This window comes from Microvirga aerilata, from assembly GCF_016743775.1.
Taxonomy (GTDB): Bacteria; Pseudomonadota; Alphaproteobacteria; order Rhizobiales; family Beijerinckiaceae; genus Microvirga; species Microvirga aerilata.
Genome location: NZ_JAEQMY010000013.1, coordinates 102,362 through 120,984 on the forward strand (window position 1 = coordinate 102,362; position 18,623 = coordinate 120,984).

The window sequence follows — 18,623 nt, forward strand, 5'->3', positions numbered from 1 at the left end:
TGTCACAGGTCTGCTTAACGCTTGTTGCGAACCGGGATCGGCATCTTGTCGGCCGGGATGGTGGCAACGAGATCGAGCAGGTCGTTCGCATCCTTGCCGCTGGCCTTGACCTTGAAGTGATACATCTCCTGCAGGGCCTGGTGATCCTCCTTGCGGAAGGTCATGGGGCCTTTCGGCGTCTCGAAAGTCATGCCTTCCATGGCGGCGATCAGCTTCTCGGTGTCCGTGCCTCCGGCTTTCTGGATCGCCGTGACGGCGGCGGACGCCGCAGCGAAGCCGCCTGCGGTGAAGAAGTCCGGCGGTGCGTTGAAGCGCTTCTGGTGCTCGGCGACGAACCAGTCGTTCATCGGGTTCTTCGGGAAGGCATAGTAGTAGTACACGGCGCCTTCCATGCCGGGATAGTTCTTGTAGATCTGCATGGCCGGCAGGATGTTGCCGCCGGGCGCGATCTCGATGCCGAAGCGCTCGGGCTTCAGGTCTGCGATCTTCGGCAGCGGATGCTGGCCGGCCCAGATGATGTTGATGATCTTCTTGCCCGGCTTGTCCTTGAGCGCGTCGAAGATGCGCTGGGCGGAGGCGGTGAAGTCCGTGGCGTTCTGCGGAGCGTATTCCTCGAACACCACCTTCGCATTCGGGCGGATCTGGGCGAGCGCGCTCTTGAGGGCCCCCACGCCGTCACGGCCGAAGGCATAGTCCTGCGCCAGCGTCGCGATGGAAACATCGCCGCTCGCCGGAATGGCCGCTGCTGCGCCATAGGCGTCCTGCGTCGAGTTGCGGGCGGTGCGGAAGATGAAGCGGTTCCACTTGTCTCCGGTGATCGCGTCGGCCACCGCCGGCTCCACGATCAGAACCTTCTCGTTTTCTTCGGCCACCGGCAGCATGGCGAGCGCCGCAGCCGAGGAGGAGGTGCCGACGGCGAGGTCCACCTTGTCGTCGTTGTAGGCCTGCTCCAGCAGCGTCTTGGCCAGATCCGCCTTGAGCTGGTCGTCCTTCACGATCACGCTGATCTTGCGGCCGCTCACCGCCATGGTGCCCTTGGTGACGTATTCCAGGCCCATCATGAAGCCGGTTTCGGTCTGCTTGGCGTAAGCCTCGAGCGGCCCGGTCTTGCCGGCGATCAGAGCGATCTTGATGTCTTGCGCAAAGGCCGCGGAGGCAAAGAAAATTCCTGCCGTAGCGGCAGCGATTTTGAGCTTCAGGCGCATCGAACTCCCCGTGTTTTATTGCGCCATTGACGGCTTCGCAGTGCAGCATGTCAAGCGCGACTCACGGACCATCCCTCGTCAAAAAGAATGAGCCTGCCGAGGCCGCCTATGCCTCCGGCAGGACGGGCTTCTCGATGTCCTTAGCCTCGCGCCCGCGGCGCGCGGCCTCGCGCTCCAGGAGCAGGAGAGCCAGCCCCGCGCCGCAGATGACGGCGGCGCCCACGAGCGTCCAGAACCCGACGACATCGCCGAACGCCAGATAGCCCAGCACGATGGCCCACACGATCAGGGTGTACTGGTACGGCGCCACCACGGAGGCGGGAGCAAGCTTCAGGGAGCGGTTGACGCATACATGCGCCACCATGGACACGATGCCGAGCAGGAAGAGGCCCGCCAGGTCGAGCGGCCCGGGCGTGACCCAGGCCAGCGGTGCGGCAACGAGGCCGAAGATCAGCGCGCCGAGGATCTGGCCGAGGACCAGCGTGGCATCGTGCGTCTCCCGCAGCTTGCGGGTGGTGATCATGAGCAGCGAGTAGAAGAGGCTGCCCGCCAGCGCGATGAGGGCCGGTAGGGACAGGGTGGCGGTCGACGGGCGCAGGGCGATCAGGACGCCCACGAAGCCGAGGCCGATGGCGATGATGCGAGGCTTGTCGATCTTCTCGCCGAGCCAGAAGGCCGCGAAGGCCGCCACATAGATCGGGCCGGCGAGGTAATAGGTCATCACATCCGCCAGCGGCAGATAGGTGACGGCCCAGTAGAAGCAGGCGACCTCCAGCGTCGAAAGGACGATCCGCACCGCATGAAGCCCCGGCTGGGGCGGAATCGCGAAGGGCACCTTCTGCCGGCGCATGAGGGGCAGGAGCACGGCGAGCGCCGAGACGCTGCGCAGGAGCAGAACCTGCCCGACGGAATAGGTGGCCACAAGCCACTTTCCCATGACGTCGTTCATGGCAAACATAAAGACGCCGAGCAGCATCAGGCCGATGCCGACAAGCGCGCCTGAGCGCACTTTCTGCGCGGAGGACGATGCAGGATCACTCATGGGCGGGATCAATGAGGGAAAACGGTCTTGATTCCAAGGCTTTTCAGGGCTGACTTGGCTGAAACGCATCCGAGGAACCACCATGAGCGGACCCGCCCCGAAGAATCCCGACTACGCGACACGAGTGCAGGCGAGCTTTGCGCGCCAGGGATTGATGACGACGCTGGGGGCATCCCTGATTCGCGTTTCTCCGGGTCAGGTGGAGATCTCGCTGCCCACCTCTGCGGCCGTGTCGCAGCAGCACGGCTTCGTGCATGCGGGGGCGCTGGCCAGCATTGCCGATTCCGCTGCCGGCTATGCGGCCCTGACCCTGATGCCGCCCGACGCCGGGGTCCTGACCACCGAGTTCAAGATCAACCTTCTGGCGCCCGGCATCGGCGAGCGCATCGTGGCACGGGGCAAGGTCGTCAAGGCGGGAAGGACGCTCACCCTTGCACAAACCGACGTGTTCGCCATTCATGAGGGGCAGGAGAAGCACATCGCCCTGCTGACCGCCACTCTCATGACCGTGCAGGGACGCGGCGGTGTGAGTGATTAGAGGCACACGCCGCGCTGCCATCCCCGGCGAGCGTCAGCGAGAGTAAGGGGATCCATGCGCCGAGCGTGTGGGTGTGGATTCCCTTCCCCTCCAGCGGCTCTGCCGCTTCCGGCCGGGAATGACAGAGAGGTCAGCGCCACAAGATTAGCGCTCCGGTGTCATCCCCGGCGAGCCGCAGGCGAGGGAAGGGGATCCGCTCACGCGCCGAGCGCCATGGATTTTCTTCTCCGGACGGGAGCGACCCCGCACGATCCGATGCCTCAAAACGTCTTGGCGCCGTTCACCGGCAGCATGATCGAATACAGGGATGTGGTGGCGCAGATATAAAGCCGGTTGCGCTTCGGCCCGCCGAACACCACGTTGGCGACCCCTTCGGGCACCAGGATCTTGCCGATCAGGGTGCCGTCGCTGTGGTAGCAGTGGACCCCGTCTCCGGCGCTGGTCCAGATCCGACCCTCCTCGTCGAGCCTGAACCCGTCGAACAGGCCATGGGTGCAGGTGGCGAACACCTCCCCGCCGGACAGATCGCCGGTTTCATTGACATCGAAAACGCGAATATGGCGCGGTCCGTCCTTCACATGGGTAGCGCCGGTATCGGCCACATAAAGACGCGTTTCGTCGGGCGAAAAGGCGAGCCCGTTCGGTCGCACGAAATCGTCGGCGGCGATGCGGATCTCGCCTGTCTGGGGATCGATGCGGTAGACATGGCAGCCGCCGATCTCGCTGTCCGCCTTGTGCCCCTCGTAGTCGGAATCGATCCCGTAGGCGGGGTCCGTGAACCAGATCGACCCGTCGGATCGTACCACCACGTCGTTGGGGCTGTTGAGGCGCTTGCCCTGGTAGCGGCTGGCGAGCACCGTGACGGTGCCGTCATGCTCGGTGCGGGTCACGCGGCGGTTGCCGTGCTCGCAGGTGACGAGGCGGCCCTGCCGGTCCACCGTGTTGCCGTTGGAAAAGCCTGCCGGATGGCGAAAGACGCTGACGGCGTTCGACGTCTCGTCGAAGCGCATCATGCGGTCGTTCGGGATGTCGCTCCAGACCAAGTAGCGCCCGGCCGGGAAATAGGCCGGTCCTTCCGCCCAGCGGCACCCTTCCGTCAGCTTTTCCAGGCGGGCCGATCCAACGAACAGGCGCTGGAAGCGCTCATCGAGAACAACGGCAACATCCCTGAACATGATGGGTCGGTGCTCCCGGTCAGTGAGCCATCAGAACGGGCATGGTCGTGTTGCTCAGGATATGGCTTGTGGCGCCCCCGAAGAACATCTGCCTCAGGCGGCTCTGGGTGTAGGCCCCCTTCACCAGCAGGTCGCAGCCGAGAGCGGCGGCCTCCTTGAGAATCGTCTCTCCAGGCCGGTTGGAGGGGTCGGGCGCGGTGATCGCCTCTGCCGACAGGTCGTGCATCCGCAAGGAGCGGGCGAGCTCCGATCCGGACGGTCCGGGAACGCCCCAGTCGTCGAGCTCGAGTACCACGATGCGGCGCGCCTTCCTGAGAAGGGGCATCGATCCCAGCACCGCGCGGGCCGTTTCCGTGCTCCGGTTCCAGGCAATCACCACGGTCTCGCCAAGGGTGCGGGGCGCGGTGGTGGGAGCGATCAGAACGGGGCGGCCGGTTTCGAACAGGGCCGCCTCGACGGTGGAGAGGCGCGTCTGGCCGTTCGATCCATCGGGCCGTCCAACCACCACGAGATCGAACACCCGCCCGTAGGCCCCCAGGAAAGCGTCCTCCATCAGGCCGTCCTGCCGCCAGCCGGAGCTCAGCCCGGTCACGCCCGCGGTGGAGCGCGAAACCTGCTTCATGGTCATGAAGGCCTCGAAGCGCTCGCGGCAGGCGCGGGCCATCTCGATGCGGTTTTCCGGAGTGATGGGGGACGGAACCCCGATGGCGATATCCACCGGGAGAACCACCGGATAATCGGGGGTGATCGCAATCCCCTCGATATAGCTGTCGAACACCCGGCCGAGCTGGAGGGCGGCCTCCAGCTGAGGCTCCACGACGCCGTGATCTTCAATCGGGACAAGAATGCTTTTCATGAGGATTATTGTCGCGCTTAATCGCCCCGTCGGCAAGTCTATCCGAAAGTTCACTTCTATCCGAAAGTTCACTTCCATCCGAGAGTTCACCTGTTCGGGCAAGCCTCCGGTGGATTGACATGCGATTGTCGCCCGCTTCAGCTTGAATGCCCGGGCAACTGATGGAGACGTTCGATATGCGGAAGATCGCGATTGTTGGCGCAGCCGCCGCGCTGGCCTTGTGTGCGCCCTTTACGGCCAGCGCCTTCGACCCGGGCAACACGGGCCGGATCAAGACGCTCGTCGATACCGGCATGCAGTATTACTGGTCGGGCGGTGACGTGAAAAAGGCGGAAGCGGAGGTGTTCAAGGGAATCACCCTGCACGGCCGCTACGACGTGGTCGAAAAGGCGTTCGCCGAGGCATCGTCCCTGGCGCCGGAGCGCCTGGACTTCCGGTTCGCCGTCGCCTCGTCCCAGATCCTCCAGAAGAACCTCGCCGGCGCCCGCGCCACCTATGAGGACATTCTGGCAAAGCACCCGGCCTCCTTCGACGCGCAGGCCTGGCTCGCCGCCTTGGCCCGCATCGAGGGCCGGACGGACGAGGCGTCGTTGGCCGATCAGGCTCTCGCCGGCCTCGACCGGGGGCGGGCGGAGGCCTATCGCCAGCGCTTTGCCCGGGCGGAGGCCATCATGGCGGAGCGCCCCAACACGGAGGTGCCGACGGTTCCCGGCCGGGTGATGATCGTCACCCTGGGCTATGCGCTTGCCAAGGACGGCACCGCCGAAAAGCCGCTCCTCGACCGCCTCGACGTGGCGCTTAAAGCGGCCAATGCCAACCCGACGGCCCGGATCATGGTCACCGGCGGGCAGCCTCAGGCCGGCGTCACCGAGGGCGACGTGATGACCAAGTGGCTGGTCGAACGCGGCATCGACCGGGACCGCATCCTGATCGAGGACAAGTCGAAGGACACGGTGGGCAACGTGCTGAACGTGGCCAATCTCCTGAAGCGCCACACCGCCGATGCGGTCATCCTGGTGACGAGCTCCAGCCATATGCGGCGGGCCCGCACGCTGCTCGAGGATGCCTTCCGGCAATACGACCTCTCCGCGCCCATCCTGCCGGTGGTTGCCCTGGATGCGCCCTCGCTGGAGGAAGCCGTGAAGGTCTCCAAGGACGAGAGGATGGTGGTCTACCGCGACCTCATGCGCGTCTCGGGGCTCTGGGCCTATCCGGGACTTCAGCAGTAGCGCGGCTTCGCTTCATGCAACCGTGAAGTCTCCCGGTTTCCAGGAGACTTCCGGATATTGCGGGTCCATCGCTTCAAGCGTTCCCTTGACGATGGCGGCGATGGCCGCGTTGCGAACCCATTTCCGGTCCGCCGGGACGACGTGCCAGGGCGCCCACTCGGTCGAGCAGCGGTTGAGCATCGTCTCATAAGCTTCCTGGTAGTCGTCCCAGTGCTCCCTGTCGTCGAGATCGCCCGGGTTGAATTTCCAGTTCTTCGTGGGATCGTCGAGGCGGGCCTGAAGGCGCTCCTTCTGCTCATCCTTAGAGATGTGCAGCATGAACTTGAGGATGGTCGTGCCGTTCTCAACCAACATCTTTTCGAAGGCGTTGATCTGCTCGTAGCGCTGCTCGATGGCCGCTTCCGGCGCGAATTTCCGCACCTTGCCGATCAGAACGTCCTCGTAATGGGAGCGGTTGAAGATGCCGATCGTGCCGCGCCGGGGGCAGGCGGCATGAACGCGCCAGAGGTAATCGTGCTCCAGCTCCAGTTTCGTGGGCGGCCCGAATGCGTGGACCGAGACGCCCAAGGGGCCCGTCGCGTTGAACACGCTGCGAATCGTGCCGTCCTTGCCCGAGGTGTCCGTGCCTTGGAGAATCACGAGGAGCGCCCGGGATCCTTCCGCATAAAGACGGTCCTGGAGGGCGTCGATATCCTTGGCGATGGCCGCCGTCTCCGCTTTTGTCTGCTCCTGGTCGCCGAAGAGGGATTTGTCGCGTGGATCGCGGTCCCGAAGCCTCGCCTTCTCCCCGGGCCTGACCTGAAGCTTGTCGATCAAAGCCTGCGCCTGCTCCGTCATCATCTCCGGCCTCCCTGTTCGTCTCAGAACGATAGGGCGGGCCGGCATGAAAGGAAGGTTGGGATGGTTGCCGGTAGCCCCTTTACGGTTTGTCGGAAGGCTCTTACCAACGATGGTCCGTCAAAAGTCGAAAGGCGATAACGATGCTCGCGCTCTACTACTTCCCCGGCAACGCCAGCCTTCTGCCGCACATGATGCTGCGGGAAATCGGTCAGGAGTTCGAGCTGCGCCTCGTAGACCGGGGGCAGAACGCCCAGAGGAGCGCCGAGTACCTGAAGCTCAACCCCAACGGACGCATTCCGGTGCTGGTCGACGGCGATCTCGTTCTGTTCGAGACCGCCGCCATCGCGCTGCATCTGGCCGACAAATTCCCGCAGGCCGGCCTTGCCCCGGCCGTCGGCACAGCGGAGCGGGCCGAGTTCTACAAGTGGATGATCCACCTCACGAACACCCCGCAGGCGGAATATCGCGCCTGGTTCTATCCCCATGAGCACGTCGCCGACGAGGCCGCGGCACCGGCTGTCAAGCAGGCGGCCGGGGAGCGCCTCAACCGCATGTTCGACGTGATCTCCAAACAGCTCGGCGACAGGACATGGCTTCTGGGCAGCCGCTTTTCCGCGGCCGATCTCCTGCTGTTCATGCTGATCCGCTGGGGCAGGGGCATGCCGCGCCCGCCGCGCAGCATCCCGAACCTGAATGCCTTGGCCGAGCGGGTGCTGGCGCGTCCCGCCGTGCAGGCGGCGCTCGACGCGGAAGGACTCAAGGCCCCCATCTTCTGAAGCCTACCGCTTGCGTGCCGGCTTCTTCGAAGTCCCGCGCTCGGGGAGCACCTGATCGACGTTTCCAATCCCCGTCCAAGGATCCTGCTTGAGCGTGCTGAGACGCTTGCTCAGGTTTTCTACGGTAAAGCCGTTCGGCTTGATGCTGTTTGACAACTCCTCCCACGCCAAGGGCGTCGCCACCGGCGCGCCGGGTCTGGAGCGGGTCGAGTAGGGCGCGACGGCTGACGCCTCCCGGTTGTTGCGCAGGTAATCGATGAAGATCCGCCCCTCGCGCTCCTGCTTGACGGAGGTGGTCGTGTAGCGCTCCGGCTCGTCCCCCGCCATGGCCTCGGCGATCTCCCGGGTGAAGGAGAGCGCGTCCTTCCATGGCGCTTTCGGCTTCAAGGGCACGACAACATGCAGGCCCTTGCCGCCTGTGGTCTTCACGAAGCTTTCCAGCCCCATCGCCTTCAGGCGCTCGCGAGCGGCCAGCGCTCCCTCAACGACGCGCGGCCACTCCACCCCTTCGCCGGGGTCGAAATCGAAGATGAGGCGGTCGGGACGTTCCAGATCGGCCAGGGTCGCGCCCCAGACATGCATTTCCAGAACGCCGGCCTGCACGAGGGCGACGACGCCCCGGATGTCGCGGACGGACAGGACCTCCTGCTCGCCTTCGCCGTCGCTCACCATGCTGCGGTGGATGAGATCGCTCATGCCGGCCCAGGAATGGCGCTGGATGAAGCATTTCTTCAGCGCCCCTCCAGGGCAGCGCATCAGGGTCAGCGGGCGGTTGACCAGATGCGGCAGAAGCCAGTCGGCAATGCCGGCATAGAACGCGGCCAGCTCCTGCTTGGTGACGCCCTGATCCTCCCACAGCACGCGCTCCGGATGGGTGAGGGGCACGCCCGCCACTGCGATCCCGCTGGCTTTCTTGTCCTTGGCGGCTGAGGACGGTTGAGCCGGGCTTTTCGTCTTCGCAGGCGCGGCCTGCTTGGCCGGGCTCTTCTTGGCCGGGCTCTTGCCGGCACGACCCGGTGCAATCTCCTCCAGGGACCGGCCGGTCTTCACCGAGAGGGGCGCTTCTTCAAGAATATCGGGGGCGTCCTCAGAGCGCGCAAAACCATCCTCGGCCTTGATCAGCAGCCAGGATTCCTGGCGCTCACGCGGGCGCTTCGCCATGCGGACCAGATGCCAGGTGCCCTGCAGCTTCTCGCCGTTCAGGCGAAAGGTGAGGCGTCCTTTCTCATACCCCTCGTTAGGGTCGCCTTCCGGTTCCCAGGTTCCGCGATCCCAGAGCAGGACCGTGCCGCCGCCATACTGACCTTCGGGAATGGACCCTTCGAAATCCCCGTAGTCGAGCGGGTGATCCTCCACATGGACCGCAAGGCGCTTCTCGCCCTTGACGAGGCTCGGGCCCTTCGACACCGCCCAGCTCTTCAGGACGCCGTCGAGCTCGAGCCGGAAATCATAGTGCAGCCGCGAGGCGTCGTGCTTCTGGACGACGAAGGACGATCCCTGCCGCCGGGCCGCATTGCCCGCCGGCTCGGAGGTTTTGGTGAAGTCGCGCTTGGCGCGATAGGCTGCGAGCTTTGCCATGGCGCGGAGTCAAATCCGCGCCCGGCAGTCTGGTTCCAAGCCTATCCGGCGAGGGGCTCGGTCCTCGGCTCGACGATGCCGCGCTCGGTCAGGAAGGCGGCGGCGATCAGATCGCGGGTATATTCCTCCCGCGGATTGTCGAAGATCTGTTCGGCGTTGCCGCGCTCCACCACCTTGCCGCTCTTCATCACCATGATCTCGTCCGAGAGGGCGCGTACCACCGCAAGGTCGTGGCTGATGAACACGTAGGCCAATCCGTGGGCCTTCTGGAGGTCACGCAGCAGTTCCACCACTTCCTTCTGGACCGAACGGTCGAGAGCCGAGGTCGGCTCGTCGAGAACGACGAGCTTCGGATGCAGGATGATCGCGCGGGCAATGGCGATGCGCTGGCGCTGCCCGCCCGAGAATTCGTGCGGGAAGCGGTTGCGCCAGGCCGGATCCAGCCGCACCTCCTCGAAGGCCTGGGCGGCGCGCCGGTCCCGCTCCTTGCGGGAGATGCCCGGCTCGTGAACGAGAAGCCCCTCCGTCACGATCTCGCCCGCCGTCATGCGGGGCGAGAGCGAGCCGAAAGGATCCTGGAACACAAGCTGAAGGTGGCGCCTCAAGGGACGCATGCCGCCCCGGTCGAGGGGCATGAGATTGCGATCTTCGAAGCGCACGAGACCGGAGGCCGGCTGCAGCCGCAGGATGGCGCGGCCCAGCGTCGACTTGCCGGAGCCGGACTCGCCCACGACACCCACCGTCTCCCCGGCGCGCACGGTCAGGCTCACGTCGTCGACGGCGCGAAGCACATGGGTGGTCTTGCCGAAGAAGCTTTTTTCCAGGCTGAACTGAACCCCGATGTTCTTGGCCTCGAGCACCACCGGGGCATTGGCCGCAACAGGCTCCTTGCGCCCGGTCGGCTCGGCGTCGATCAGCATCTGCGTATAGGGATGCTTCGGGGCCGCGAAGAGATCCTCCGTGCGGCCGCTTTCGACGACCTCGCCGCGCTTCATCACGTAAGTGCGGTCGGCGAAGCGGCGCACGACGCCGAGGTCGTGGGTGATGAACACGATGGACATGCCGAGGCGCTTCTGGAGATCCGCCAGCAGCTCCAGGATGCGGGCCTGCACCGTCACGTCGAGCGCCGTCGTCGGCTCGTCGGCGATGAGCACGTCCGGGTTGTTGGCGAGCGCCATGGCGATCATCACGCGCTGGCGCTGGCCGCCTGACATCTCATGCGGATAGGCATCGATGCGGCGGGCCGGATCCGGGATGCGAACCAGCTCCAGAAGCTCGATGGCGCGCTTGCGCGCCGCGCTTTTGCTCAAGCCGCCATGGGTGGTCAGCGGTAAGGCGAGCTGGTCGCCGATCCGGTAGAGCGGATCCAGCGAGGTCATGGGCTCCTGGAAGATCATGGTGAGCTTGGAGCCGCGATAGCGGTTGAGCGTGCCGGGCGAGAGGCCGACCAGCTCCTCGCCCCTGTACTTGACCGAGCCCTCGGCCCAGCCGTTCGAGGCGAGCAGGCCCATCACGGACATCATGGTCTGGCTTTTGCCCGACCCGGACTCGCCCACGATGGCAACGGTCTCACCCGGATTGATATCGAGATCGATGCCCTTTACCGCGTGAAGAATGCCGTCGCCGGTGCGGAAACGGACATCGAGGTTTCGGACCGAGAGAACAGGTTCGGCCATGTCAGCGGTCCTTCGGATCGAGAGCATCGCGCAGGCCGTCGCCGATGAAGTTCAGGCAGAACAGGATGGCGACGAGCGTGAGGGAGGGATAGAGCAGCATCCAGGTGGCGCCCTGGATGTTCTTGGCGCCCTCGGAAATCAGGACGCCGAGGCTGGTGTTGGGCTCCTGGACACCCAGTCCGAGGAAGGACAGGAAGCTCTCCAGCAGGATCACCTTCGGCACCAGAAGCGTCATGTAGACCACCACCGGCCCGAGGGTGTTGGGGATCACGTGGCGGCGGATGATGCCCTTCGTCTCGACGCCCAGAGCCTCGGCGGCCTGCACGTATTCCTGCCGCTTGATGGACAAAGTCTGGCCCCGGACGATGCGGGCCATGTCGAGCCATTCGACGGCGCCGACAGCGATGAACATCAGCACGAAGTTGCGGCCGAAGAACACCACCAGCATGATCACGAAGAAGATGAAGGGCAGCGAGTAGAGGATGTCGACGATGCGCATCATCACCAGGTCGACCCGCCCGCCGAGATAGCCGGATGTGGCGCCGTAGATCACGCCGATGAGGATCGCCACGAAAGTTGCCAGCAGCCCGATGGCGAGCGAAACCTGGCCCGCCATCATGGTGCGGGTCAGGAGATCGCGCCCGTTGGTATCCGTGCCGAAAAGGAAGTACTGCCGCTTGAGCGGCACATCGACGACGAGGCGCCGGCCCTCCTCCTGCCGCTCGACCACCCGTGCGGGGCCGAAGAGGTCGGAGCGCTCGAAATAGGCCAGCAACCGCTCGTCGATCGGGCGGGTGCTGGAGCTTACGAGGTTCATATGAACCACGTCGCCGTCGACGGCGACGTTCTCGGTCTTGGCCCGGACGCGAGCCCCGATGCGTTCGATCTGCGGCTCGATCTGGTCGGCCTTCGGATAGGCCTCGAGGCTCGCCGGAACCTTCACGTAATCCGGGTAGACCCGGTCGAAGGGATGGCCCGTGAGAAAGGGTCCGAAAATGCAGGCAAGCGCGATGAACGCCAGCACGATAATGCTGGTGAGCGAGGCCCGGTTGCGGATGAGACGCCCGCGGGCCTCGGCCCAGAGGGAGCGTCCGGTGATGGGACCCGTCATGGTCTCGACGGGAAGTACGGCGCCTTCAGCCATGGGAGGCCTCACTCGTAGCGAATGCGCGGATCGATAAGGGCGTAAAGGATATCGACCACGAGGTTGAAGAGCAGAACGAAGACGGCCACCACGACGACCGTGCCCATGACGAGGGTGTAGTCGCGGTTGAGGGCGCCCTCGACGAAGTAGCGTCCGATGCCCGGCAGGCCGAAGATGGTTTCCACCACCACCGAGCCGGTGAGCAGCGCCGCTGCCGCAGGGCCGAGATAGGACACCACGGGCAGGGCCGCGCCGCGCAGGGCATGGGCCAGGACCACCCGCGTCGGCAGGCCCAGCGAGCGAAGGGTCCGGATGTGGTTCGAGCGCAGGTTCTCGATCATGGCCGCACGGGTCATGCGGGCCACGACCGCAATCTGCGGCAGGGCCAGGACGATTACCGGGAGAATGAGATTGCGCAGGTTGCCGTTCGCCCAGCCGGCCACGGGCAGCCAGGCCAGGGCCAAGCCGAAGACGATCTGGAGGATCGGCGCCACGACGAAGTTGGGAATGGTCAGGCCAAGCGCGCCCATGCCGGTGACCATGTAGTCGATGGTGCTGTTCTGGCGCAGCGCGGCGATCGCCCCCAGGGTGCCGCCGACGATGATGGCGAAGGACAGGGCCAGGGCTCCCAGGGTCATGGAGATCGGCAGTCCACGGGCAAACAGCTCGGCAACCGAGAAGTCGCGCAGGATGAAGGAGGGGCCGAAATCGCCCCGCATGACCGCGGCCAGATAAAGCCAGTATTGCTCGATCAGCGGCTTGTCGAGCTGGTAGATGCGATTGAGGTTTTCCATCACCTTGGCCTCGAGCGGCCTTTCCAGATCGAACGGTCCGCCTGGAGCGAGCCGGATCAGGAAGAACGAGATCGTGATGATGATGAACAGCGTGGGGATCGCCGAAAGGAAGCGGCGGGAGATGAAGGAGAGCATAGGAAGCTCCTCCTGCTACAGCATAACAGAAATACAATAGGGCGGCCTGACCAGCAGACCGCCCCCTTTGGGTACATTATTTTTACTGGACCTTCGAGAGCAGGCGCGTCGGGTAGATGCCGCGCGTGTTGTGCTCGAAGCCCTTGATCTTCGGCGAGATCAGGTGGCTCTTGCCGTAGTACATGATCGGGATCCAGGGCATGTCCCTCATGAGGATGGCCTCGGCCTTCCGCATGATGTCGGCGCGCTTCTTCAGATCCATTTCGGATGCCGCCTGATCGAGCAGCTTGTCGAACTCGGGATTGTTGTACTTGCCGGAGTTGAAGCCCTTGTTGTCGCTCTTGAGCAGGAACAGGAAGTTGCTCGGGTCATTGACGTCGGCGATCCAGCCGTAGCGGGCCACGTCGAAGTCGCCGCCATCACGCAGGTGGGCAAAGTGGGTCTTGCCGTCCGTGTTGATGAAGGAGGTCTCGATGCCGATCTGCTTCCACTGGTCGGCGATGGCGATGACCGTGTTGCGGTTGTTGTCCGTCGTGTTGTAGCGGACCTCGACCTTCAGCGGCTTGCCCGGGCCGAAACCGGCCTCCTGGAGAAGCTTCTTGGCTTTCTCCTCGCGGTCGATCGGCGACGCGTCCTTGTAGTCCATGTAGGCCGGCTCGCCGTAGTTGCCCACGCCCGGAGGCATGAAGGAGTAGCCCGGCAGCATGGTCTGGCCCCAGATCTGGTCGGCGACGAACTCGCGATCCATGGCCATGGAAAGGGCCTGGCGCACGCGCACGTCGTTGAACGGAGCCTTGGAGGAGTTCACGATGAAGTACCAGGTGCCCGACCAGGGGCCGACCTGGACCTGATCCTTGAAGCGCTCCTTGAGGGACTTCATCTGATCGGCCGGAACGTCGTCGGTCGTGTCGAGCTCGCCCGCCTCGTAGCGGCGCACCATCGCGGCGAAGTCCGAGGTCGGGAAGTAGTTCACCGTCTCGATCTGGACGTTCTTGGCATCGCGGTAGTTCTCGTTCTTGACGAGCTTGATGTGGGAGTTCGGCACGAACTCGGCGAGCTTGTAGGCGCCGTTCGTGACCATGTTGCCCGGCTTCACGAAGTCCTTGCCGAACTTCTCGACCGAGCCCTTGTGCACCGGCAGGCTGGTCTGGTGGGTCAGCAGCTCGATGAAGTAGGGGGTCGGCTGCTCAAGCGTGATCTCGACGGTCTTCGGATCCACGGCCTTGACGCCGAGCTCTTCCAGCTTCGCCTGACCCTTGTTGATCTTCTCGGCGTTCTTGATGGGATAGAGAATGTTGGCGTATTTCGCGCCCGTCGCCGGATCCATGATGCGGCGGTAGGAATAAACGAAGTCCTCGGCCGTGACGGGATCGCCGTTCGACCATTTCAGGCCATTACGAAGGGTAAAGCGATAGGTCTTGCCGTCGTCGCTGATTTCCCACTTCTCGGCTTGGCCGGGCGTTGCCTTCGCCTTCATGTCATAGGCGACAAGGCCCTCGAGCATGTCCTGCAGGATGTGGAATTCCTGGACGGTCGAAGTCTTGTGGGTGTCGAGCGTCTCGGGCTCGCCGGAATTGGCGCGGTTGTAGACGACTTCGGCCGACGCGGCGCCCATGAGGGCGGCCGTGGCGACGGCGGCGAGAGCCGTGCGTTTGATCCATGATGACATCGGACGCGTTCCCTTTCTGATTTTATTCGGAGTCTTTTAATGTCTCGGTCAGCGCCGGTAGGGCAGCGACCTTGCCCTATTTGTTGTGCAAACAACTGTTCATGTCCAGTACTATCCATACGATGGACTGAAACTTTATTCTGTATGGCTTCCAAAGGTGTGGAAGGGGCTATGCGCCGGCGTCGAAAACCAGCCCGGCCGCCTCGATTCCCGCCGCTGCGGCGATCTCGTCGTTGTCCGACGTGTCGCCCGAGACGCCCACGGCGCCCAGGATCCCGCCCTGCGCATCCTTGATCAGGACGCCGCCCGGCACGGGAACGAGCTGTCCGCCGACCGCATGGGTGGCGGCCGCGACGAAGTAGGGACGGTCGGTCGCCATCTTGTGGAGCGCGCGGGAGCCGACGCCCAGGGCGAGGGCGCCATAAGCCTTGCCCATGGCGATCTCCGCCCGCTTGAGGCTCGTCCCATCCTCCGAGAGGAGAGCCTTGAGAGCGCCGCGCGCGTCATAGACCACAACGGAAAGAGGCTTGAAGGACTTCTCCCGGGCGGATTTCAGGGTTGCGGCGGCAATGGTCTGGGCGGTTTCAAGGGTGAGTTCGGGCACTGGGAGTCCTCCTCTGACGTCGTGTTCTCGTGCAGCAGCGCACGTCGATCGGCGGGTGCACGTTTCTTAACGGGTGCACGTTCTTAACGGGTGACGGTATCCTGGGACGCCAGCCATGTCGCCACGGCCTTGCGCTCCTCCAGGGTCATCTCGGTGATGTTGTTGGGCGGCATGGCATGGGTGAGCACGCTCTGGATCCGGATGAGTTCCGCATGGCGGGCGATCTCCTCCGGCGTGTCGAGGCGCACGCCCTTGGGGGCGATGGGGATGCCCTCCCAGACGGGCTCCGCCGCATGGCACATGGAGCAGCGGGACTGGATGGCGAGCACGGCCTCGTCGAAGGAGGCCGTGACGGCTGCGGGCGTTCTGTCCGTTGCGGCGTCGGCCAGATTGGCGTTGCCGGGTTTGCCGATGATCGACAGCCAGATCGCAAGGGCGATGGAGGCCGCGGCCACACCCCAGGTCCACCAGGGCGAGCCCTTGCCGGCATGCTGGGAGTTGAAGAAATGCCGGATGATCGCACCCGCGATCACGATCAGCCCGACGATCCCCACCGAATAATGCGACGACCATGCCAGGGGGTAGTGGTTCGAGAGCATCAGGAAGATGACTGGCAGGGTGAGATAGTTGTTGTGCGTGGAGCGCAGCTTGGCTTCCTTGCCGAGCCGGGGATTGGGCGAGCGGCCGGCCAGGAGCTCGGCCACCACCTTCTTCTGGTTCGGGATGATTACGAAGAACACGCTGGCCGACATCCAGGTGGCGATCATCGCGCCGGTATGCAGGAAGGCCGCGCGGCCGTTGAAAACCTGGGTGAAGGCATATGCCGCAAGGAGGATGTAGCCGAAGAGCACGACGCCGAGCGCAAGGCCGTTCTTGCCGAGCGGCGAGCGGCACAGGCCCTCGTAGACGAGCCAGCTCACCAGGATGCCGCCGATGCCGATGGCGGGCGCCTGCCACAACGCGAGCGGGCGCACCGCCGGGTCGATGGTGTAGAGATCCGCGTGGAGATAATAGACCCAGACGATCAGGAAGAAGCCGCTGATCCAGGTGGAATAGCTCTCCCACTTGAACCAGGTCAGCTCCTTCGGCAGCTCGGGCGGCGCAACCAGGTATTTGCGCATGTTGTAGAACCCGCCGCCATGCACCTGCCAGGCCTCGCCGCCGACACCTTCCGGCAGGCCTTCCCGCTTTTTCAGGCTGAGATCGAGATGGATGAAGTAGAAGGACGAGCCGATCCAGGCGATCGCCGTGATCACATGGATCCAGCGAATGATCTGGCTGATCCATTCGGAAATTTGCGGGTCGATCATTGAGCCCCTTGAAGGATGAAGCAAGCGATAGCCTAAGGCGGCCATACTGTTTGCGAAAGGCCTCGACCGAGGCTTTTTCAACAGGAACCCTGTCCCGGAAAACCGGCATTTGCGCAACTAGACGAAGGGATGCCGCTTGACGCCGGAACGCAAGCCCGAAAGATGCACGTGCCGACAAGAGACAGTTTTCAACCCGCGAGGTTTCATGGGCCGCCTGTCCACCCACGTTCTGGATACCGCCAACGGCAAGCCCGCGCGCGGTGTTGCCATCGAGCTGTTCGCCATCGAAGGCGATCGGCGGCGCTCGGTGCTGCGCACCGCCACCAATGCCGATGGGCGCACGGACGCGCCCTTGATGGCCGGCGATGCCTTCCGCACCGGAACCTATGAACTCGTCTTCGAAGTCGGGTCGTACTTCAAGGGACTTGGAGCGGCGATGGCCGATCCGCCTTTCCTGGATCTGGTGCCGATCCGCTTTTCCATCGCCGAGCCCGACGGGCATTATCATGTTCCGCTACTCGTCTCCCCCTGGAGCTACTCCACCTATCGAGGAAGCTGACCTTGCCCCAGAGCTCCTATCCCCGCGACCTCGTCGGCTACGGACGCAATCCGCCTCATGCGCGCTGGCCGAACGGGGCGCGGATCTGCGTCCAGTTCGTGATCAACTACGAGGAGGGCGGCGAGAACAACATCCTCCATGGGGACCGCGCGTCTGAAGCGTTCCTGTCGGAGATCGTGGGCGCTCAGGCATGGCCCGGCCAGCGGCACATGAGCATGGAGTCGATCTACGAATACGGCTCCCGTGCCGGGTTCTGGCGCCTGTGGCGGATGTTCACCGAGCGCAGGATGCCTGTCACCGTCTATGGCGTCGCCACCGCCCTCATGCGCAACCCGGAAGCGGTCGCCGCCATGAAGGAGGCGGATTGGGAGATCGCAAGCCACGGCCTCAAATGGATCGACTACCGGGATTTCTCCTCCGAGGAGGAGAGGGCTCATCTGAAGGAGGCGATCCGCATCCACACCGAGGTGACGGGTGCAAGGCCGCTGGGCTGGTACACGGGCCGCACCTCGGAGCACACCAACCGCCTGGTGGCGGAGGAGGGCGGCTTCCTCTACAGCGCCGATTCCTATGCGGACGAGCTGCCCTATTGGGAGCAGCACGGCAAGCATCACCAGCTGATCGTGCCCTACACGCTCGACGCCAACGACATGCGCTTTGCGACCCCGCAGGGCTTCAACGCCGGCGACCAGTTCTTCGCCTACCTGAAGGATTCGTTCGACACGCTTTACGCGGAAGGCGAGACTGCGCCGAAGATGCTGTCGGTGGGGCTCCACTGCCGCCTCGTGGGCCGTCCGGGCCGTGCTGCGGCATTGGCCCGCTTCCTGGACTACGTGGCGTCCCACGAGGATGTCTGGGTGGTGCGGCGAGTCGACATCGCGCGGCACTGGATCCGGCAGCACCGTCCGGCAGGGCTGAAGCCCAGCACCATGAGCCGGATGCTTTTCGTGGAACTCTTCGGCGACATCTTCGAGCATTCGCCCTGGATCGCCGAGCGGGCGTTCGAGGCCGGTCTCACCACGGGGCAGGATACGGCCGAGGGGCTCCATGCCGCCCTGGTCCATGTGCTCTCGGGGGCAAGCCACGGGCAGAAGCTGGCGCTCATCAATGCCCATCCCGATCTTGCCGGGCGCCTGAAGCTTGCCGATCTCACGGACGATTCACGCAACGAGCAATCCTCCGCCGGCCTCGACAGTCTCACCGAGGAGGAGCGGGACCGCTTCCTCGCCCTCAACGATCTCTACAAGGAGAAATTCGGCTTTCCCTTCATCCTGGCCGTCAAGGGACGAACCAAGGACGAGATCCTGGCGGCCTTCGAGGAACGGCTGGAGCATGACCCGGAACAGGAATTCGCCACGGCCATCGTCCAGATCGAGCTGATCGCCCTGCTCAGGCTCAAGGACCGCCTGCCGTCCCTGACGGATGTGTTTTCTGGTCTGGCTTAAGCGGAACCGTTCAGGGCAACCGCGCGTCTTCGTCTCGGCTTGGCCGCT

Annotated in this window: 17 protein-coding genes; 5 read left to right on the forward strand and 12 right to left on the reverse strand. The window is 64.4% G+C overall.

The genetic code is table 11. From position 1 onward, the window contains the following. Positions 1-14 precede the first annotated feature (14 nt). Both JKG68_RS11570 and JKG68_RS11575 read right to left on the reverse strand, forming a co-directional pair. The gene (locus tag JKG68_RS11570; protein ID WP_202059433.1) at positions 15-1,205 is read right to left on the reverse strand and encodes a substrate-binding domain-containing protein; all 1,191 of its coding nucleotides are present in this window, start codon (positions 1,203-1,205) and stop codon (positions 15-17) included. 106 nt (positions 1,206-1,311) lie between these two features. After that, positions 1,312-2,247, reverse strand: a complete 936-nt coding sequence (locus JKG68_RS11575) for a DMT family transporter (protein WP_202059435.1) — start codon at positions 2,245-2,247, stop codon at positions 1,312-1,314. A gap of 82 nt (positions 2,248-2,329) precedes the next feature. On the opposite strand from JKG68_RS11575, the gene JKG68_RS11580 reads away from it, so the two are divergent. After that, complete coding sequence (locus tag JKG68_RS11580; RefSeq protein ID WP_202059437.1) at positions 2,330-2,785, forward strand: PaaI family thioesterase; 456 nt, start codon at positions 2,330-2,332, stop codon at positions 2,783-2,785. Positions 2,786-3,045: 260 nt separating this feature from the next. Here JKG68_RS11580 and JKG68_RS11585 read toward each other — a convergent pair whose 3' ends face one another. Then, on the reverse strand, positions 3,046-3,960 hold the full coding sequence (locus JKG68_RS11585) for an SMP-30/gluconolactonase/LRE family protein (RefSeq protein WP_202059439.1): 915 nt from the start codon (positions 3,958-3,960) through the stop codon (positions 3,046-3,048). A 19-nt stretch (positions 3,961-3,979) separates the two neighbouring features. Further along, positions 3,980-4,816 (reverse strand): universal stress protein, encoded by an 837-nt coding sequence (locus JKG68_RS11590; protein WP_202059441.1) that lies wholly within the window; start codon positions 4,814-4,816, stop codon positions 3,980-3,982. Positions 4,817-4,992: 176 nt separating this feature from the next. Between JKG68_RS11590 and JKG68_RS11595 the strand changes: the two genes are divergently transcribed. Then, the gene (locus JKG68_RS11595) at positions 4,993-6,045 is read left to right on the forward strand and encodes a YdcF family protein (protein WP_202059443.1); all 1,053 of its coding nucleotides are present in this window, start codon (positions 4,993-4,995) and stop codon (positions 6,043-6,045) included. Positions 6,046-6,057: 12 nt separating this feature from the next. Here JKG68_RS11595 and JKG68_RS11600 read toward each other — a convergent pair whose 3' ends face one another. Further along, a complete protein-coding gene (locus JKG68_RS11600; protein WP_246515337.1) occupies positions 6,058-6,885 on the reverse strand; it encodes a polyphosphate kinase 2 family protein in 828 nt (275 codons plus the stop codon). Positions 6,886-7,025: 140 nt separating this feature from the next. Here JKG68_RS11600 and JKG68_RS11605 point away from each other — a divergent pair, with 140 nt between their 5' ends. Continuing rightward, the gene (locus tag JKG68_RS11605) at positions 7,026-7,661 is read left to right on the forward strand and encodes a glutathione S-transferase family protein (RefSeq protein WP_202059445.1); all 636 of its coding nucleotides are present in this window, start codon (positions 7,026-7,028) and stop codon (positions 7,659-7,661) included. 3 nt (positions 7,662-7,664) lie between these two features. Here the strand turns inward: JKG68_RS11605 and ligD are convergent, their stop codons facing one another. The 7 genes from ligD to JKG68_RS11640 form a co-directional block, all read right to left on the reverse strand. Next, a complete protein-coding gene (ligD, locus tag JKG68_RS11610) occupies positions 7,665-9,239 on the reverse strand; it encodes a non-homologous end-joining DNA ligase (RefSeq protein ID WP_202059447.1) in 1,575 nt (524 codons plus the stop codon). A 41-nt stretch (positions 9,240-9,280) separates the two neighbouring features. Further along, entirely contained in the window at positions 9,281-10,915 is a 1,635-nt protein-coding gene (locus JKG68_RS11615; protein ID WP_246515339.1) for an ABC transporter ATP-binding protein, read from the reverse strand. Position 10,916: 1 nt separating this feature from the next. Beyond that, the gene (locus JKG68_RS11620; RefSeq protein WP_202059451.1) at positions 10,917-12,059 is read right to left on the reverse strand and encodes an ABC transporter permease subunit; all 1,143 of its coding nucleotides are present in this window, start codon (positions 12,057-12,059) and stop codon (positions 10,917-10,919) included. Positions 12,060-12,067: 8 nt separating this feature from the next. Next, entirely contained in the window at positions 12,068-12,988 is a 921-nt protein-coding gene (gene oppB, locus JKG68_RS11625) for an oligopeptide ABC transporter permease OppB (RefSeq protein WP_202059453.1), read from the reverse strand. Between the two features lie 82 nt (positions 12,989-13,070). Next, on the reverse strand, positions 13,071-14,657 hold the full coding sequence (locus JKG68_RS11630) for a peptide ABC transporter substrate-binding protein (protein ID WP_202059455.1): 1,587 nt from the start codon (positions 14,655-14,657) through the stop codon (positions 13,071-13,073). 169 nt (positions 14,658-14,826) lie between these two features. Continuing rightward, positions 14,827-15,261: a GlcG/HbpS family heme-binding protein gene (locus tag JKG68_RS11635; protein ID WP_202059457.1), complete on the reverse strand. Its 435-nt coding sequence runs from the start codon at positions 15,259-15,261 to the stop codon at positions 14,827-14,829. 83 nt (positions 15,262-15,344) lie between these two features. After that, positions 15,345-16,571 carry a urate hydroxylase PuuD gene (locus JKG68_RS11640; RefSeq protein WP_202059459.1) on the reverse strand — a complete coding sequence of 409 codons (1,227 nt, stop codon included), beginning with the start codon at positions 16,569-16,571 and terminating at the stop codon, positions 15,345-15,347. 205 nt (positions 16,572-16,776) lie between these two features. On the opposite strand from JKG68_RS11640, the gene uraH reads away from it, so the two are divergent. Together uraH and puuE are read left to right on the forward strand one after the other, a co-directional pair. Further along, positions 16,777-17,130, forward strand: a complete 354-nt coding sequence (gene uraH / locus JKG68_RS11645; protein ID WP_202059461.1) for a hydroxyisourate hydrolase — start codon at positions 16,777-16,779, stop codon at positions 17,128-17,130. Positions 17,131-17,132: 2 nt separating this feature from the next. Beyond that, positions 17,133-18,575 (forward strand): allantoinase PuuE, encoded by a 1,443-nt coding sequence (gene puuE / locus JKG68_RS11650; protein ID WP_202059464.1) that lies wholly within the window; start codon positions 17,133-17,135, stop codon positions 18,573-18,575. Positions 18,576-18,623 lie beyond the last annotated feature (48 nt).

Coding starts and splice junctions, on each gene's coding strand:
- JKG68_RS11575 (WP_202059435.1), bottom strand. CDS start 2,247: ATGAGTGATCCTGCATCGTCCTCCGCGCAGAAAGTGCGCTCAGGCGCG.
- oppB (WP_202059453.1), bottom strand. CDS start 12,988: ATGCTCTCCTTCATCTCCCGCCGCTTCCTTTCGGCGATCCCCACGCTG.
- JKG68_RS11590 (WP_202059441.1), bottom strand. CDS start 4,816: ATGAAAAGCATTCTTGTCCCGATTGAAGATCACGGCGTCGTGGAGCCT.
- JKG68_RS11605 (WP_202059445.1), top strand. CDS start 7,026: ATGCTCGCGCTCTACTACTTCCCCGGCAACGCCAGCCTTCTGCCGCAC.
- JKG68_RS11615 (WP_246515339.1), bottom strand. CDS start 10,915: ATGGCCGAACCTGTTCTCTCGGTCCGAAACCTCGATGTCCGTTTCCGC.
- JKG68_RS11580 (WP_202059437.1), top strand. CDS start 2,330: ATGAGCGGACCCGCCCCGAAGAATCCCGACTACGCGACACGAGTGCAG.
- JKG68_RS11570 (WP_202059433.1), bottom strand. CDS start 1,205: ATGCGCCTGAAGCTCAAAATCGCTGCCGCTACGGCAGGAATTTTCTTT.
- ligD (WP_202059447.1), bottom strand. CDS start 9,239: ATGGCAAAGCTCGCAGCCTATCGCGCCAAGCGCGACTTCACCAAAACC.
- JKG68_RS11620 (WP_202059451.1), bottom strand. CDS start 12,059: ATGGCTGAAGGCGCCGTACTTCCCGTCGAGACCATGACGGGTCCCATC.
- uraH (WP_202059461.1), top strand. CDS start 16,777: ATGGGCCGCCTGTCCACCCACGTTCTGGATACCGCCAACGGCAAGCCC.
- JKG68_RS11595 (WP_202059443.1), top strand. CDS start 4,993: ATGCGGAAGATCGCGATTGTTGGCGCAGCCGCCGCGCTGGCCTTGTGT.
- JKG68_RS11640 (WP_202059459.1), bottom strand. CDS start 16,571: ATGATCGACCCGCAAATTTCCGAATGGATCAGCCAGATCATTCGCTGG.
- JKG68_RS11600 (WP_246515337.1), bottom strand. CDS start 6,885: ATGATGACGGAGCAGGCGCAGGCTTTGATCGACAAGCTTCAGGTCAGG.
- JKG68_RS11585 (WP_202059439.1), bottom strand. CDS start 3,960: ATGTTCAGGGATGTTGCCGTTGTTCTCGATGAGCGCTTCCAGCGCCTG.
- JKG68_RS11630 (WP_202059455.1), bottom strand. CDS start 14,657: ATGTCATCATGGATCAAACGCACGGCTCTCGCCGCCGTCGCCACGGCC.